This is a genomic window from Streptococcus sobrinus DSM 20742 = ATCC 33478 (assembly GCF_000686605.1).
GTDB lineage: Bacteria > Bacillota > Bacilli > Lactobacillales > Streptococcaceae > Streptococcus > Streptococcus sobrinus.
Genome location: NZ_JMLC01000005.1, coordinates 99,931 through 114,907 on the forward strand (window position 1 = coordinate 99,931; position 14,977 = coordinate 114,907).

18 protein-coding genes are annotated in these 14,977 nt (G+C 45.4%); 6 read left to right on the forward strand and 12 right to left on the reverse strand.

The features are described 5' to 3' along the window. Nucleotide 1 precedes the first annotated feature (1 nt). From accD to BS63_RS0103805, 3 genes are all read left to right on the forward strand, one after another. The gene (gene accD / locus BS63_RS0103795; protein WP_002961472.1) at nt 2-865 is read left to right on the forward strand and encodes an acetyl-CoA carboxylase, carboxyltransferase subunit beta; all 864 of its coding nucleotides are present in this window, start codon (nt 2-4) and stop codon (nt 863-865) included. Further along, nucleotides 862-1,632, forward strand: coding sequence for an acetyl-CoA carboxylase carboxyl transferase subunit alpha (locus BS63_RS0103800; protein ID WP_002961474.1), 771 nt, complete (start codon nt 862-864; stop codon nt 1,630-1,632). Before accD ends, BS63_RS0103800 begins: the two co-directional genes overlap by 4 nt. 65 nt (nt 1,633-1,697) lie before the next feature. Continuing rightward, a complete protein-coding gene (locus tag BS63_RS0103805; RefSeq protein WP_019775164.1) occupies nt 1,698-2,324 on the forward strand; it encodes a hypothetical protein in 627 nt (208 codons plus the stop codon). 184 nt (nt 2,325-2,508) lie between these two features. Here the strand turns inward: BS63_RS0103805 and serS are convergent, their stop codons facing one another. Next, on the reverse strand, nt 2,509-3,786 hold the full coding sequence (gene serS, locus BS63_RS0103810; protein ID WP_002961478.1) for a serine--tRNA ligase: 1,278 nt from the start codon (nt 3,784-3,786) through the stop codon (nt 2,509-2,511). A gap of 333 nt (nt 3,787-4,119) precedes the next feature. Here serS and BS63_RS0103815 point away from each other — a divergent pair, with 333 nt between their 5' ends. Genes BS63_RS0103815 through BS63_RS0103825 form a run of 3 tightly spaced genes read left to right on the forward strand, consistent with a single transcriptional unit; the run spans nt 4,120 to nt 5,749 of the window. Then, nucleotides 4,120-4,677 carry a TetR/AcrR family transcriptional regulator gene (locus BS63_RS0103815; protein WP_002961479.1) on the forward strand — a complete coding sequence of 186 codons (558 nt, stop codon included), beginning with the start codon at nt 4,120-4,122 and terminating at the stop codon, nt 4,675-4,677. Further along, complete coding sequence (locus BS63_RS0103820) at nt 4,670-5,248, forward strand: NAD(P)H-dependent oxidoreductase (protein ID WP_002961481.1); 579 nt, start codon at nt 4,670-4,672, stop codon at nt 5,246-5,248. Before BS63_RS0103815 ends, BS63_RS0103820 begins: the two co-directional genes overlap by 8 nt. A gap of 15 nt (nt 5,249-5,263) precedes the next feature. Continuing rightward, nucleotides 5,264-5,749, forward strand: a complete 486-nt coding sequence (locus BS63_RS0103825) for an ATP-binding cassette domain-containing protein (RefSeq protein WP_002961483.1) — start codon at nt 5,264-5,266, stop codon at nt 5,747-5,749. Here the strand turns inward: BS63_RS0103825 and BS63_RS0103830 are convergent. The 11 genes from BS63_RS0103830 to BS63_RS0103880 all read right to left on the reverse strand — a co-directional run. After that, nucleotides 5,720-5,995: a hypothetical protein gene (locus tag BS63_RS0103830; protein ID WP_002961485.1), complete on the reverse strand. Its 276-nt coding sequence runs from the start codon at nt 5,993-5,995 to the stop codon at nt 5,720-5,722. The two genes, BS63_RS0103825 and BS63_RS0103830, sit on opposite strands and share 30 nt — an antisense overlap. Before the next feature lie 431 nt (nt 5,996-6,426). After that, the gene (locus BS63_RS0103835) at nt 6,427-6,801 is read right to left on the reverse strand and encodes a DUF956 family protein (protein ID WP_002961487.1); all 375 of its coding nucleotides are present in this window, start codon (nt 6,799-6,801) and stop codon (nt 6,427-6,429) included. Between the two features lie 81 nt (nt 6,802-6,882). Next, the gene (locus BS63_RS0103840; RefSeq protein WP_002961489.1) at nt 6,883-7,803 is read right to left on the reverse strand and encodes a PTS system mannose/fructose/sorbose family transporter subunit IID; all 921 of its coding nucleotides are present in this window, start codon (nt 7,801-7,803) and stop codon (nt 6,883-6,885) included. Between the two features lie 14 nt (nt 7,804-7,817). Beyond that, nucleotides 7,818-8,633 (reverse strand): PTS mannose/fructose/sorbose transporter subunit IIC, encoded by an 816-nt coding sequence (locus BS63_RS0103845; protein WP_019769395.1) that lies wholly within the window; start codon nt 8,631-8,633, stop codon nt 7,818-7,820. Between the two features lie 36 nt (nt 8,634-8,669). Further along, nucleotides 8,670-9,671 (reverse strand): PTS sugar transporter subunit IIB, encoded by a 1,002-nt coding sequence (locus BS63_RS0103850; RefSeq protein WP_028798442.1) that lies wholly within the window; start codon nt 9,669-9,671, stop codon nt 8,670-8,672. A gap of 314 nt (nt 9,672-9,985) precedes the next feature. Then, entirely contained in the window at nt 9,986-10,372 is a 387-nt protein-coding gene (locus BS63_RS0103855) for a DUF956 family protein (RefSeq protein ID WP_002963193.1), read from the reverse strand. A 13-nt stretch (nt 10,373-10,385) separates the two neighbouring features. Then, nucleotides 10,386-11,309 carry a PTS system mannose/fructose/sorbose family transporter subunit IID gene (locus BS63_RS0103860; RefSeq protein ID WP_002963191.1) on the reverse strand — a complete coding sequence of 308 codons (924 nt, stop codon included), beginning with the start codon at nt 11,307-11,309 and terminating at the stop codon, nt 10,386-10,388. Between the two features lie 15 nt (nt 11,310-11,324). After that, the gene (locus BS63_RS0103865) at nt 11,325-12,131 is read right to left on the reverse strand and encodes a PTS mannose/fructose/sorbose transporter subunit IIC (protein ID WP_002963190.1); all 807 of its coding nucleotides are present in this window, start codon (nt 12,129-12,131) and stop codon (nt 11,325-11,327) included. A gap of 17 nt (nt 12,132-12,148) precedes the next feature. Beyond that, nucleotides 12,149-13,159: a PTS sugar transporter subunit IIB gene (locus BS63_RS0103870; RefSeq protein WP_019780513.1), complete on the reverse strand. Its 1,011-nt coding sequence runs from the start codon at nt 13,157-13,159 to the stop codon at nt 12,149-12,151. 473 nt (nt 13,160-13,632) lie between these two features. Continuing rightward, nucleotides 13,633-14,445, reverse strand: coding sequence for a Cof-type HAD-IIB family hydrolase (locus BS63_RS0103875; protein WP_002963089.1), 813 nt, complete (start codon nt 14,443-14,445; stop codon nt 13,633-13,635). A 223-nt stretch (nt 14,446-14,668) separates the two neighbouring features. Beyond that, the coding region (locus BS63_RS0103880; RefSeq protein ID WP_028798443.1) for an IS30 family transposase at nt 14,669-14,977 on the reverse strand (309 nt) is incomplete at its 5' end.

A 14,977-nucleotide genomic window follows, 5' to 3' on the forward strand; every position in this document is an offset into this window, starting at 1 on the left:
TATGGCTTTATTTAAAAGAAAAGATAAATACATCCGAATTAATCCTAATCGGTCCACAAGAACACCTGAGAAGGCTAAACCAGAGGTTCCAGACGAGCTTTTTGCCAAATGTCCTGGCTGTAAGCATGTCATCTACCAGAAGGACCTGGGGGCTGAAAAGATGTGCCCAGCCTGTGGTTACAACTTCCGCATCTCAGCTCCAGAGCGTCTCGCTTTGACCGTTGACCAGGATAGCTTTAAGGAAATGTTCACGGGGATTGACAGTAAGGACCCCCTTAACTTCCCAGGCTACAAGGATAAGTTAGCAGCTGCCAAGGAAAAAACTGGCCTTGATGAAGCTGTTATGACTGGGACTGCTCAGATTGGGGGGCAAGATTTGGCCCTAGCTATCATGGACTCTAACTTTATCATGGCTTCCATGGGGACGGTTGTTGGGGAAAAAATTACCCGACTCTTCGAATATGCAACCGAACACAAGTTGCCAGTTGTCATTTTCACGGCTTCGGGTGGAGCACGAATGCAAGAAGGAATTATGAGTCTTATGCAGATGGCTAAGATTTCAGCAGCGGTTAAACGCCATTCTAATGCTGGCCTCTTTTACCTGACGGTTCTGACTGACCCAACAACTGGTGGGGTTACCGCTTCCTTTGCCATGGAAGGGGACATCATCATCGCTGAACCGCAGACCTTGGTTGGTTTTGCTGGTCGTCGCGTGATTGAGACGACAGTTCGCCAAACCCTGCCGGATGGTTTCCAAAAGGCTGAATTCCTCTTGGAGCACGGCTTTGTTGATGCCATTGTCAAACGGCCAGATATGAAGGCAACCATTGCTAAATTATTAGCCTTTCATGGAGGTGCCAAATGAGTGATGTAGCTCGTATTTTAAAAGAAGCCCGCGATCAAGCACGCATGACAACCCTAGATTATGCCAAGGAAATTTTTGACGATTTCTTTGAACTGCATGGCGACCGCCATTTTGCCGATGATGGGGCTGTTGTTGGTGGCCTTGCGACCTTAAATGGGCGTCCGGTAACCGTTGTAGGTATCCAAAAGGGGAAAAATCTCCAAGACAACCTCAACCGTAACTTTGGCCAACCCAATCCAGATGGCTACCGCAAGGCTCTTCGCCTCATGAAGCAGGCTGAGAAGTTTGGCCGTCCCGTTGTGACCTTTATCAATACAGCTGGTGCTTATCCAGGTATCGGTGCCGAAGAAAGGGGGCAGGGGGAAGCCATTGCCAAAAATCTGATGGAAATGAGTGACCTCAAGGTGCCTATCATCGCCATCATCATTGGTGAAGGGGGCTCTGGCGGAGCTCTGGCCTTGGCAGTTGCCGATAAGGTCTGGATGCTGGAGCACACCATCTATGCCATCCTCAGCCCAGAAGGTTTCGCTTCTATTCTCTGGAAGGATGGCTCTCGGGCAACCGAAGCTGCTGAGTTGATGAAGCTGACGGCCGGTGAACTCTACAATATGGAAGTTATTGACAAGGTTATCCCCGAGCATGGCTACTTTACCAGTGAGATTGTCGAAAATATCAAGACCAGTCTCATTGAAGAACTGGCCCAGCTCAGCAAACTTCCGCTAGACCAATTGCTGGAGAACCGCTACCAACGCTTTAGAAAATACTAAGAGAAAACGAAGGCACTTGATTTTAGTCAAGTGCTTTTTTCATTCTCGAGTGCTATAATGGAGCCATGTTAAAAGCTGTTAATGATTATTTATCCAACCAAGGTGTCAAGTACCTCAAACCTGAGAAGGCTGGGGAGCAAGCCTCTTTTATGCAGGAATTGCGATCTCAAGCTCAGACTGCCCGCCAGGAATTTGCTGAAATCAGTCAGGAACTGGCTGAGCGGGTGGCTCCTTTTGAGCCTGAGCGGGTCAGTCAATGGATGAATCAGGCTCAGATCTGTCGGCCTCATTTCTGGTGCTATTATCGTCTGCCCTCCGATAGTTTAGAAGATGTCGCCCTAGCCATTCGTCTCTACGGTCAAGAGGATGACTTTGGCATTTCGGTGGAGGTCAGTTTTATCGAACGTAAGAAGTCTGACCAAACTCTGGCCAAGCAGGCCAAGGTCTTGGACCTACCGCTTGAAGAAGGTCTCTATTATTGGGTGCAAAAGGATGGACAGAGTCGTCGAGTTGAAGGAGGCGAAGACAATCGTCAAGCCCTGAAAGAGGCCCTAAATCAAGGGGAGGTTCGGAAGGTCTTGGTTAAGGCAGATATTCCCATTGAGACATCAGGTTCAAAGGGAGCCCTGGTCTCTCAGCTGGCTAAGGACTTTGACCGTCTCCTGCCCTACTATCAAATCACAAAATCTTAAAGCTAAAAAGCCAAGCAAAATTTCTCTTGCTTGGCTTTTAGCTTATCTTGTAGCTGAGCAAATTGTCCTGCGGTTCCTGAATTTCGCTGAGAAAGTAGGTGATTGCTGTGGAGTTTATCTACGGCTCCTGACCTTTTATGGGCTAGGACTCTCGCTTCTTTTCTACCTTTCTTTCAGGAGGTTCTTAGTCGGCCTTGATAACTTCGAGGCCACCCATGTATGGACGAAGGGCTTCTGGAATAGTGATAGAGCCATCTTCATTTTGGTAGTTTTCTAGGATAGCCGCAACCGTCCGGCCGACAGCTAGGCCAGAACCGTTGAGGGTGTGGAGGAGTTTAACCTTACCGTCGGCCTCATCACGGTAACGGATTTGGGCCCGACGGGCTTGGAAATCTTCACAATTTGAACAGGAAGAAATTTCCCGGTAGGTATTTTGGGCGGGAATCCAAACTTCCACATCGTAGGTCTTAGCAGCAGAGAAGCCCATATCGCCGGTACAGAGGGTAATAACGCGGTAGGGCAGGTCTAGTTTTTGCAGGATATTTTCGGCATTGGCAGTCATTTTCTCCAATTCGTCATAGGAGGTCTCAGGTTTTGCGAACTTGACCATTTCAACCTTGTGGAATTGGTGGAGACGAATCAGGCCTCGGGTATCACGACCAGCAGAACCAGCTTCGGAGCGGAAGGATGGACTCATAGCTGTGAAGTAAACCGGCATATCCTTACCGTCAATGATTTCTCCGCGGTAGTAGTTGGTGAGAGGAACTTCAGCAGTTGGGATGAGAACATAGTCAGAATCGGCCAATTCGAAGGTATCTTCCTTGAATTTTGGATATTGACCAGTACCAAACATAGAATCATGGTTGACCATGTAAGGGGGGATGACTTCGGTGTAGCCTTCCTTGGCATGCTCGTCCAACATAAAGTTGTAGATGGCCCTTTCCAAACGAGCCCCTAGGCCTTTGTAGAAGAGAAAGCGCGAACCAGTCACCTTAGCACCGCGTTCCCAGTCAAGAATATCCAGGTCTTCTCCCAAGTCCCAATGGGGCTTGACATCAAAGTCAAACTTGCGGGGAGTTCCCCAGCGGCGGACTTCGACATTGTCGTCCTCGTCAGCTCCAACGGGGACATCAGCGTGAGGCATATTAGGCAGGGTAACTACGATGTCATTGAGTTCTTGATCAACCTCAGCCAGTTGGGCATCTAGGTTCTTGATTTGGCTGGAGACCTTTTGCATTTCAGCAATTTGTTCAGAAGCATCTTCTTTATTGCGTTTGGCCTGGGCAATAGCAGTAGAAGCAACATTGCGGTGAGCCTTGAGTTCTTCGGATTTGACCAAGAGGTCGCGGCGTTTAACGTCCAGTTCCTTGAGCTGGTCCAGAGTCTCTGCCTTGACACCGCGATTGGCCAAGTTTTTAGCCACATCGTCAAAATTTTGGCGGATACGTTTTAAATCTAACATAGATCCTTCTTTCTAAAAATAAAACACAGCCAAGTTTTCGTTGGAGTGCCTGGGGCACGGTTCCATCCAACTTCACTTGCTGTGCACTTGATTGCTATTAAATTAGGTAATTAAACGGTAGAATTTCAATCAGCCCCTCTATCTGCTCGCAGCCACCGCAGACTTTCTGGAAAAGGTAAGCTCACCTACTTATCCGTTGCGATTATTATACCTGATTTTGGGAAAAATGTAAATGTGAGCGTGACTGTTTTGCTTGACTGCAAAATATAACTATGTTATCCTGACACTAATCTTATAGATAACGTTGTTATCTATAGAAAGGGAAGGCTTTCCATGAAAAAAGAGAGCACACACGACCGCATTTTGGAGCAGACGCTTACTTTGATTCGTCAGCAGGGTTATCAGAATATCACCCTGCGGCAGCTGACCGCGCAGCTGAATGTGACGACAGGAGCCTTTTATAAGGCCTTTAAGGATAAGGAAGAACTTTATTACCAGGCTTGGCTGCTGGAGTCCAAGCGGCAGGATGAGCGGTGGCAGGCGGCTTATCTGAGTCAGATCGAGAGTCCGTTGGACGGGCTTTGGACCATTGGCCTTTTCTTCCTGTCTGAGTATGAAAGCGATACCAAGATGATGGACTTTCTCTTCTTTAATCCGGTAGCTATCAAAACCTACCGGCAAGGTCTTTTACTTGCCGTTGGAGAGCGGGCAGTGGCCTATATTGAAACCTTGCCTATTGCTGATGCTGAAGAAAAGCAGCGTCTCTTGCTTAAGCTGAATGCTTTTATCTCGGGCTATGGCCATTTCATTTCGAGCGGGGTGGAAACGTTTGACGAAGCTGTCTATCGTTCTCTCTTTGAAGATATATTAGGAGGTTACCGCTATGACTAAGACACTGATTATTTATGCACATCCCTATGAAAAAAGCTTTAACCATGCGATTTTGCAGCAGGTTGAAGCACTTTTGGTACAAAAGGCTTCTCCTTACGAGGTAATTGATCTGTATGAAGATGGTTTCAACCCAGCCTACAGCAAGGAGGAGCTGGCACTGTTTAATAAAGGACAGGCTCTTGATCCGCTGGTCTTCAAGTATCAAGAAGCTCTGGCAGCCTGCAGTCGGCTTATCATGATCTTTCCTGTCTGGTGGGCTGATATGCCTGCTATTGTCAAAGGCTTTGAAGATAAGGTCTTTTTAAAGAACAAGATTTACCAAGAGACTAAGACCCGTCGCTTGGTCGGCCGGCTGACCAATATTCGCGAGGTACTTGTTCTGACGACATCAGCGGCTCCGACCTTTTACCTCAAGCTCTTTTGTGGCAATGTCATTAAAAAAGCTATGCTGGGGCACACCTTCAAGGCCATAGGTGCTAGCCGCAGAAAATGGCTTAATTTCGGTAATATAGGCGTTTCTACAGCCGAGCAGCGGCAGGCCTTTTTAGATAAACTGGCCAATAAGATTTGAGCTGCTTATGAGTTATTGAAGAAAGGAAAATTCATATTATATTTAAAACGCATCAGCAAGATCTATCAAACAGGCAGTAAAAAAAAGAAAGCCTTGGATGATATTTCCATCAATTTTAGAAGCAATGAATTCGTATCTATCCTAGGGCAATCAGGTTCCAGAAAGACCACCATGCTCAATATTATTGGCGACCTTGACAATACCCCAGCGGGGACTTGGTTATTAATGGGAAGTCAACTAAAGAATTTAAAGACCGTGATTGGGATGCTTATCGTAATCACGATCTTTCAGTCCTATAACCTGATTGTTCGTCAGACAGCTGTCAGCAATGTTGAAATGCTGCTGACCTTATCAGGTGTATCAAAGGTTGAGCGTCATCAGCGTGCCTTGGTTAATAACCCTGAAATCCTCTCGGCGACACCGCGGTTGGCAAGGAAACTGGCCACAGCATCAAAGTCATTACAAATGTGTTTAATATCTAACCTCAGTTCCTCCAAATAGATAAATAAAGTAACTGAGATAGCTTACTTTAAATCGTCCTTGCTGATGGCTACAAACAGGATGATGAGGCAAATCAGCCAAGCCGCATTCAAACGGTAGATCATAGATAGCTAGGAAGTCCGCAGGATAAATCTTTTGAAAGTCGGTCATCTTTGCAAGCACAGATTGCTCATTGGCTGAGGTAAAGAGCATCTCTACAACAGTTTCTTCAGTTTCTACAAATGCGTGAACGATAATCTTAATCATCACAATCCCTTAGCTATGAAAAAAGCACAGTATGTTAACTGCTGGTTTTATCCAGCTTCACTTGCTGTGCACTTGATTGCTATGTAATTGAGTGATAAACGGTAGAATTTCAGTCAGCCTCTTTATCTGCTCGCAGCACCCGCAGACTTTCTGGAAAAGGCGAGCCCACCTACTTATCCGTTGTCACCATTATATAAGAAAAGCCTCTAATTGTAAAGACTGGCTGTCGGTTGACCTAGCCTGAAACGGGGTGTTGGCTAATCTGTCTCTAACCGAGCCTTGTCTTCTGCTCGTCTGATTTTCAGCCTATTTCTGATAGCTTGGCTCCCTCATAAGAAAAGCTTCTGATAAGCCAGAAGGCAAGTCAACGAAGACCAGAAATCTGGCGAGACATCCTGCCTAATTTTTTTATCTTGCTGAGTTTCTCAGATTTAACCTTTCTTTTTAAAGAGGCCTGTGATACTCCCCCAAAACTTCTGCCAGAGAGTAGGAAGACGAACGATTTTATCGTTGCCAACCTTTTCGCGAGCAGCTTTGAGAATCTTACCCGAGTCCTTGGAGGCAAAGAGGAATTTTCCTTGATTGGTAAAGACCTGGAAATGTCGGCTAACCTTACGTCCTGAGACATTAGCCCCGATTTTTTCCACAGAAGTCCAAGGAATCTGGATATTATCCTCGGGATTACTGTCATTGTAAAACTCTAGGGCCTTGTCACCAATCATATACTTGCCGACCTTATTGCCCATGCCCATATAAAATACTCCAGTTGTGGTCACGTTGACCTTGCTGTTGAGTGATTGTGCCATAGTTCCTACCTTTATGTTTTTTTCTATTATACCATAAGAAAAAGAGGACCGAAGCCCTCCTTTTGTCCTGTTAAAGATGAATTACATGATTCCGATAACGTGGAAGACAACACCGATAACAAAGAGACCGATAATCATTACGATTGGAGAAACCTTCTTCTTAAGCAACCACATACAAAGAAGAGTAAGTAGTAGACCTAGAAGTCCTGGAATCAATGCGTCTAACTGCATTTGAATAGAGTTAGCCTTCATTTGTCCAAGATTGAGGTTATTGCTAAAGCCTTCAATGGCTTCCTTCAATTTTGCACCAGTAATGGATCCTTTTGGCAAAGCGACAAATGTTTGACCATTATCGTTCGTCAATTTTTGAGCCTGTAGGTCGATCGTCATCTTGACACTTACCCAACGTTCAACCAGGGCAGCCAAGATAAACATACCCAAGATTGATGCTCCTTTGGTGATGTCTTGAAGGATACCACCAGAGAGGTCTTTAGTGATTTCAGAACCAGCCTTGTAACCCAGCTCTTGAGTGTACCAAAGGAAGGCCATCCGAATGATGTTCCATCCAAAGAAGAAAATGAGTGGGCCCAAGATATTACCTGAAGTTGCAATCGAAGCACCGAGGGCACCCAAGATAGGACGAACTGTAAACCAGAAGACTGGGTCACCGATACCGGCCAAAGGTCCCATCATACCGATTTTAACCCCTTGGATTGCGGTATCATCGATTTCAGCCCCATTTGCTTTTTCTTCTTCCAAAGCGAGGGTAACCCCAAGGATTGGAGCAGCTACGTAAGGGTGAGTATTGAAGAATTCCAAGTGCCGTTCCAAAGCAGCGGAACGTTCTTCTTCAGATTTATAAAGTTTCTTAATGGCTGGGATTAAGGCATAGGCCCAACCCAAGTTTTGCATCCGTTCATAGTTCCATGACCCTTGCAAGAAAGTGGAACGCCACCAAACTTTACGACGGTCAGATTGTGATAATTGAATTCTTTCTGCCATGATGATGCTCCTTTCTAATAATTTTCCAAAATGTCACCGATAGGGTCACCTGAACCACCACCGAAATTACCGCCTGATGAACTACCACTGCCACCTTGTTTTGAAAGGTTGAGGTAGATGAGTGCAATAGCGACACCGATTGCACCGAGGGCAATAAGAGTAAGTTTAGAAAGAGCAGCAAAGACGAAACCAAGGACAAAGAATGGCCAGGTTTCACGGCTTGCCATCATGTTGATAACCATGGCGTAACCAACGGCTACGACCATACCACCACCGATTTGCATACCATCTGACAACCAGTTAGGAATGGCATTGAGGGCACCCTTAACAGCGTCAGTTGGCAAGAAGAGAAGAAGTCCAATTGGCACAGCAATACGCAGACCTTGCAGAAGAAGGGCTGTAAAGTGAGAACGTTCAACGGCCCGGATATTACCCTTTCTGGCAGCGGCATCGGCACCGTGGACGATACCAACTGAGAGGGTCCGAACAATCATAGTCAGAGCAAGTCCAGCAACAGCAAGTGGGATAGCTGTACTATAGGCAATAGTGATACCTTTTTGGGTGAAGTTTTCACTCTTAACCAAAAGTACCGCAGCCGCTGTAGATGCAAGCGCTACGTCGGGAGCTACCGCAGCCCCGATGTTAGCCCAACCAAGAGCCAACATTTGTAGTGTACCACCAAGAATGATAGCTTCTGTTGGGTGGCCAGTGGCTAACCCAATCAAGGTACAAGCTACCAAGGGTTGGTGGAATTGGAATTGGTCCAAGATACCATCAAGACCTGCTAAAAAGGCAATGATGAGGACCAAAATAATAGAAATAATAGACATTATTCTAGTTCCTTTCGTTTCTATCTCTAAAGTTAACTATTGAATGTGAGCTTTTTCAATCAGGTCAAACAAATCTTTCTTAGAATCGTTTGGCACCTTACGCACGTCGAATTTAACACCCAGGTCACGCAATTTTTCAAAGGTTGCCACATCGTCTTTGTCCATAGACAAAACGTTGTTGACAACAGTCTTACCAGTTGAGTGAGCCATTGAACCGACATTAAGTTCTTTGATTGGCACGCCACCTTCGATAGCTTCAAGAGCTTCTTGTGGGGTTTCAAACAAGATCAGTGCGTGCGTATTACCGAAGCGAGGGTCCTTAGCGGCTTCAATCAATTTCTTGATTGGAACAACATTGGCCTTGACACCATTTGGTGCTGCCTGCTTAATCAAGCTCTTACGCAAGTCATCTTTAGCAACCGCATCGGATGCAACAATAATCCGATTAGCCTTAGAAGCAGGTGTCCAGCCTGTCGCAACTTGGCCGTGCAGGAGACGCGTGTCCACCCGTGCCAAATTGATTTTAAGCTTACCATCTCCAATGACAGTTCCTTCTGGAATAGCGCCGGAAGGATGCTGTCCAACTGAAGCCGCAGCAGTAGCTGCTGGATCTTCCTCAACGGGGTCAAGCTCTTCAGGAAGCGGCTTGATTCCACCTTTTGCTTCCTTGATGATGTTTGCCGCTACTTGATCGACACCTGCATCAGCCGCCATCATGCGTTCTGTGTAGGCTTGGATCAGCATTGGCAAGTTTAGTCCTGTGATGATAGCCATCTTGCGATCGCTCAATTCACCCATAACGCGACTAGCTTGGTTAAATGGTGAACCTGACCAAAGGTCAGCTAGGACTAGGATTTCATCGTCAGCCTCAAATTGTGCGATAGCATCATTGAAGTGTCCATACAAATCATCAGGTCCTTCGTTTGGCATGAAGGTTACAACTTGAACCTTCTCTTGCTCACCAAAAATCATGGAGCCAGATTGGTGGATACCTTCAGCGAATTTACCGTGGCTGGCAATAATAATACCGATACCCATTCTTGAATTTCCTCCTTTATTATTAGTTGCCCCTCTTCCACATAAATCTCTCCCTCAGACTTTTCTTCATAGAATTAGGACAGTCAAGAACACTATAATTGTAAAACGCTTTCAGGGAAAAGTCAAGCTAATTTTTTCAAAAAACTGCAAACATTTTCAAAAAATATCATTTTCTATCGTTAATTCTTTCATTTTCAAGTATTGCTGCCATCAATTCTGACCTTGTCAACTTAAGGTTGAAGCCTTTATCTAGCGCTTTTGAACAAAAAAAGAGGGTGAGAAAACCGCTTAGATTTTCTCACCCTCTTATGATTTTATTTTTTCTTGGCAATGAGTCGGACAAGATTTTTAAAGCGTTGTTTTAAAATTGTTCCGACACCCTGTGCCCTCCTCAGACTTTCACGAGGAATCCGTTTTTGAATAGCTTTGATGGTCTCACGGCTTTTACGACTTGAAAAGCGTAAGTTCCCATTGTGCTTGGTACGGATTTCAAAACGTGGGATGTATCTACCCCCAAAGTAAATGTCAACAATGACATAGGTTACTTCAGTCCAAGGAATTTGAATATAATCCCGCAACTTGGTATCGTTGTAAAATTCAAAGGCCTGATCGCCAACCATGATATTGCCGTAAATCGGACCTTCACGGAACCAAGTTCCCTTAGAGGTTATATCCATCTTTGTATTCAGCGATTGAACCATAGACTGTCTCCGCTTAGATTAAACCGATGACATGAACTACAATTGCTACAACAAAGATTCCCAAAATAATGATAATTGGAGAGACTCTCTTCTTAAGCAGGTACATACACAGGAAGGTCAGACCAAGAGCTGCGAGACCAGGAATCAACGAATCTAAGTTATCTTGAAGTGTGGTAACCTTGTTGATATCAAGAGATTTTCCCTTGCCCAAATTGTACTGGGTCAGAGCTTCTTTAATCCCCTTAACGCCAGCAGGAAGTTTATCCCATTCAATATAAGCACCAGACTGTTGTTTAACGGTAGAAACAACTGGGGTAAAGGTGATGGTTACCCAGCGTTCGATAAGGGATCCGATAACAAACATCCCCATCATAGAAGCTCCACGGGTTACTTGTTGGAGCAGATTACCTGAGACGTCATCGGTAATGGCAGTCCCTGCTCGGTAACCAAATTCTTGACCATACCATTTAACAACAAAGGCCATGACATTCCAAAGTACATAGAAGAGAATTGGGCCTAGGACATTACCAGAAACAGCCAAACTAGCTCCCAATGAAAGAAGGATTGGACGAAGGGTAAACCAGAAGAGGGGGTCGCCGGCACCAGCCAGAGGTCCCATCATACCAACCTTGACCCCACTGATGGCAGCATCATCAACCTTGGCTCCGTTAGCACGATCTTCTTCTAGTGCTAGGGTAACCCCAAAGATTGGGTTAGCCATGAAGGGGTGGGTATTGAAGAATTCCAAGTGACGCTTAAGGGCAGCTGCTCGGTCTTCTTTAGACTTGTAGAGTTTTCTGATGGCAGGGATAAAGGTATAAGCCACCCCACCATTTTGCATCCGTTCGTAGTTGAAAGAACTCAAAAGGAAGTAAGAGCGGATGAATGTTTTAAAGCGATCTGATTTTGTCAGAGTAATTTTATTATTATCAGCCATTATAGTTCCTCCTCATTAAAAGTCTTCCAAAATTTCGCCGAGTGGGTCGCCAGAGCCACCGCCTTCGCCAGAGCCACCACCATTGGAGCCACTGCCTTCAAGGGCAAGGAAGAGAAGGGCTAGGCAGGCACCGATGATACCCAAACTAATCAAAGTGAGCTGACTGATAGCAGCGAGGGCAAAACCGAGGAAGAAGAAAGGCCATACTTCACGACTAGACATCATGTTGATAACCATGGCATAACCTACGGCTACGACCATACCACCACCAAGAGTCATACCGTCTGACAACCAGCTAGGGATTGACTCTAGGCCGCCACGAACCATGTGAGCAGGCAAGAGCATGAGCAAGAGGGCAGGAATAGCAACCCGCAGACCTTGCAGAGCCATACCAATAAAGTGCCATCTTTGGATACCAGCGATATTAGCAGACTCAGCTAGGCTGTCCATGATGTGGGCAATGAAGGAAGCAATTGTCCGGACGAACATGGTAAGAGCAAGACCGGCAACAGCTAGGGGAACAGCAAGCCCGATGGCAGTCCCGATTCCCTTGGATCCTTGACCACCAAGAAGTAGGATAATGGTAGAGGCAACGGCTGCTAGAGAAGCATCTGGCGCCATGGCTGCACCAACGTTAGCCCAGCCCATGGTGATGAGTTGCAAGCTACCACCCAGCATAACACCTAGTTCTAGATTCCCCATTACCAATCCGATAAGGGAACAGGCCACAACAGGCTGGTAGGTTTCAATTTGGTCGTTAACAGAGCTACATCCGATGATGAAGGCAACCAGAACGACTAGAACGATTTGAACTATATTCATTTATCTATCCTCCGAGATCAATTTTGTTCGGCCAATTTCTTTTCAGCCGACTGAATGAGGCTATCAATGTTGGCAGGGCTATCACTTGGTACACCGCGAACGTCGAATTTCACACCCAGATTTTGCAATTCCTTAATGGCATCAACGTCAGTTTGGTCAAATGATAGGGCCTTGGTAACATTAACCTTACCTTCCTTATAGGCTGAAGAACCGAGGTTAATTTCTTTAACCTCAACCCCAGCCTTGATGGCAGCAAGGGCATCTTCAACAGATTCAAAAAGAAGCATGGCCCTGGTATCACCGAAGCGAGGGTCATTGTTGGCTTTGACCATGTTTTCAATGGGAATAACATTGACCATAACCCCGTTTGGAGCGGCTTGCTTGATCATATTGGTCCGCAGTTTATCGTGGCAAACTGTGTCAGAGACGACGATAATCCGATTTGGATTAGTTGAGTGAGTCCAACCTGTGGCAACTTGTCCGTGAAGCAGACGAGTGTCTACGCGGGCTAAAACATAGTCAATCTTACCATCTCCCAAGACCGTTCCTTCTGGAATGCTACCTTTTGGAACTGATGCTTCTGCAGGTGCTGGGCTAGTCGTTTCCTGCTCAGGGGTCAGATCTTGAGGAAGAATCTTAACCCCTTCTTTTGTCTCCTTGTAGATGTTGGCAACAACAGCCTCAACCCCAGCATCCGCCGCCATCATACGCTCAGTATAGGCTTGGATTAGCATAGGCAAGTTGAGACCGGTCATGATAACTATCTTCCGCTCAGGGTTTTCTTCCATCAAGCGACTAGCTTGGTTGAAGGGAGAGCCAGACCAGAGGTCAGCAAGGACAAGGATTTCATCGTCAGCCTCGAACTTTGCGACGGCATCCTGAAAATGTCCATAGAGGTCGTCAGGTCCTTCATTTGGCATGAAAGTGACAACCTGGACCTTTTCTTGCTCTCCGAAAATCATTGAGCCAGATTGGTGGATACCTTCAGCAAACTTCCCGTGGCTGGCAATAATAATACCGATACCCATTCTTGATTTTCCTCCTTTTGATATTAGTTTTCCCCCGAAAGGCCTTACAAGCCATTAAAATCGGGGGTTCAAGAACACTTCTATTATAAACGTAATTTTCGGAAAAATCTATACATTTTCAAAAATTTTCAAGGTTCAGAAATTTTTCGGGTTAGAACTGATGTTGTCTCCTAATAAGAACAGGCAAGCTTTTTTCGCTATCCCGCCCTAGGCCTGGCCTTTTGGGGATTGATGAAACTTTTCAGAATTCTGAAATCAGAGGGATAAAATGTGACTGGAAATTGAAAATGGACTCGGAGAAGTCCGATTCGGTCTGGCCTAGCCCTCAAGCTATGAGGAAATCGTCTCTTGACTAGCGAAAAATTTGTTTCCTCCCCACCCTAGAAAACTGGGAGGAATGGATAAAAAAAGCCCATAAGAAATAGAATTCTTATGAGCATTCTTGTAAGAGTCATTTGTTTGTTGAGCCTGCCTTAAAGAAGCAGTTGGGCCAACTGCTTGGCAACGCCATCTTCTTCATTAGTGAATTTGGTCATGGCATCGGCATAGGGAAGAAGGGTATCGCTGGCATTTTTCATGGCGAAGCCTTGTCCCGCATAGGCCAGCATCTCAGTATCATTATGTTCATCACCAAAGGCAATCAGGTCCTGAGGGGACTTGCGCAGGCGCTCCAGTAGGTGTTTGAGAGCAAAGGCCTTATTGACCCCCTTGGGCGAAAATTCCAAGATATTGAGAGGGCCACCCCAGGAGTCCACTTCCAGTTGGTTGTCGAAGTGTTGGCGGATTTCATCGGCTAGGAGGTACTTGTCAGCCGCATGAGTCTGCATGAGCAGGGCATTGGGATCGCGCGTGATTTTCTCAGGCTTGAGTTCCATCTTGTCAATAATTCTTGGCACGCCAAAGATTTCCGGTGGAATCAGCTGGCGATTGTCCATGGTAATATAGAAGTTTTTGCGATATTCGCTAGCCAGGAAGTCTGTTTCAAAGGCCTGGTAGTGGTCCAAAACATCAAAGAGGAAGTCTTTATCAATCTTCATGCTAAGCTCACCGGCCCACTTGCTTTCAGGAATATGGGTCAGGGCACCGTTAAAATTAATCATGGGTCCACCTAGGCCTAGGCGCTTGTATGCAGAAATGGACATACGATAAGGTCGTCCAGTGACAATGACGACCTGATGCCCTTGTGCAGCCACCTGCTTGAGGGTATTTACTGTATAGTCGGAGATGGTATTATCACTGCGTAAGAGTGTCCCATCTAAATCTAAAGCAATAATCTTTTTAGTCATAAGCTTTATTATAGCAGATTAGGCAAAAACAGGATCGGAAATTACCTACTTTCAATTATAGCTGTTTTTGACAATTTTAAGGAAGAGTACTACTATAAATGTGCTAATTTTCAAAAAATTCAAAAAGCTGCTTTAGCTTTTTCTATTTGGTTAGCAGGGAGTTTAAGTCATTAAACGATAAGGAGATTTTAATATGAATAAATTGCAAGAATAAGTGCAACATTTACTTGAACTCATCCTCTAGAGCTTCACTAGCAGTTCTGTAAGCTAAACATTTTCGTGGTCGGTGATTGATATCATATAAAGCCTTGTTCAAAACCTCATCAGAGATAGCGGCTAAATCTGTTTTCTTTGGGAAATATTCTCTTAGTAAGCCATTTGCGTTTTCATTGCTTCCTCTCTGCCAGGATGAATAGGCGTCCGCAAAGAAAAAGGAAATTCCTAAATTCTCTACCAGAGGATAGCAGGCAAACTCTTTTCCCCTGTCTGAAGTGAAGGTTTTAAGAGCCTCTTTTGGAAATAGCTTACAAAG

What these genes read in the sequence shown, in the direction of transcription:
- accD (WP_002961472.1), top strand. Translation starts at nt 2, where the DNA reads ATGGCTTTATTTAAAAGAAAAGATAAATACATCCGAATTAATCCTAAT.
- BS63_RS0103800 (WP_002961474.1), top strand. Translation starts at nt 862, where the DNA reads ATGAGTGATGTAGCTCGTATTTTAAAAGAAGCCCGCGATCAAGCACGC.
- BS63_RS0103805 (WP_019775164.1), top strand. Translation starts at nt 1,698, where the DNA reads ATGTTAAAAGCTGTTAATGATTATTTATCCAACCAAGGTGTCAAGTAC.
- serS (WP_002961478.1), bottom strand. Translation starts at nt 3,786, where the DNA reads ATGTTAGATTTAAAACGTATCCGCCAAAATTTTGACGATGTGGCTAAA.
- BS63_RS0103815 (WP_002961479.1), top strand. Translation starts at nt 4,120, where the DNA reads ATGAAAAAAGAGAGCACACACGACCGCATTTTGGAGCAGACGCTTACT.
- BS63_RS0103820 (WP_002961481.1), top strand. Translation starts at nt 4,670, where the DNA reads ATGACTAAGACACTGATTATTTATGCACATCCCTATGAAAAAAGCTTT.
- BS63_RS0103830 (WP_002961485.1), bottom strand. Translation starts at nt 5,995, where the DNA reads ATGATTAAGATTATCGTTCACGCATTTGTAGAAACTGAAGAAACTGTT.
- BS63_RS0103835 (WP_002961487.1), bottom strand. Translation starts at nt 6,801, where the DNA reads ATGGCACAATCACTCAACAGCAAGGTCAACGTGACCACAACTGGAGTA.
- BS63_RS0103840 (WP_002961489.1), bottom strand. Translation starts at nt 7,803, where the DNA reads ATGGCAGAAAGAATTCAATTATCACAATCTGACCGTCGTAAAGTTTGG.
- BS63_RS0103845 (WP_019769395.1), bottom strand. Translation starts at nt 8,633, where the DNA reads ATGTCTATTATTTCTATTATTTTGGTCCTCATCATTGCCTTTTTAGCA.
- BS63_RS0103850 (WP_028798442.1), bottom strand. Translation starts at nt 9,671, where the DNA reads ATGGGTATCGGTATTATTATTGCCAGCCACGGTAAATTCGCTGAAGGT.
- BS63_RS0103855 (WP_002963193.1), bottom strand. Translation starts at nt 10,372, where the DNA reads ATGGTTCAATCGCTGAATACAAAGATGGATATAACCTCTAAGGGAACT.
- BS63_RS0103860 (WP_002963191.1), bottom strand. Translation starts at nt 11,309, where the DNA reads ATGGCTGATAATAATAAAATTACTCTGACAAAATCAGATCGCTTTAAA.
- BS63_RS0103865 (WP_002963190.1), bottom strand. Translation starts at nt 12,131, where the DNA reads ATGAATATAGTTCAAATCGTTCTAGTCGTTCTGGTTGCCTTCATCATC.
- BS63_RS0103870 (WP_019780513.1), bottom strand. Translation starts at nt 13,159, where the DNA reads ATGGGTATCGGTATTATTATTGCCAGCCACGGGAAGTTTGCTGAAGGT.
- BS63_RS0103875 (WP_002963089.1), bottom strand. Translation starts at nt 14,445, where the DNA reads ATGACTAAAAAGATTATTGCTTTAGATTTAGATGGGACACTCTTACGC.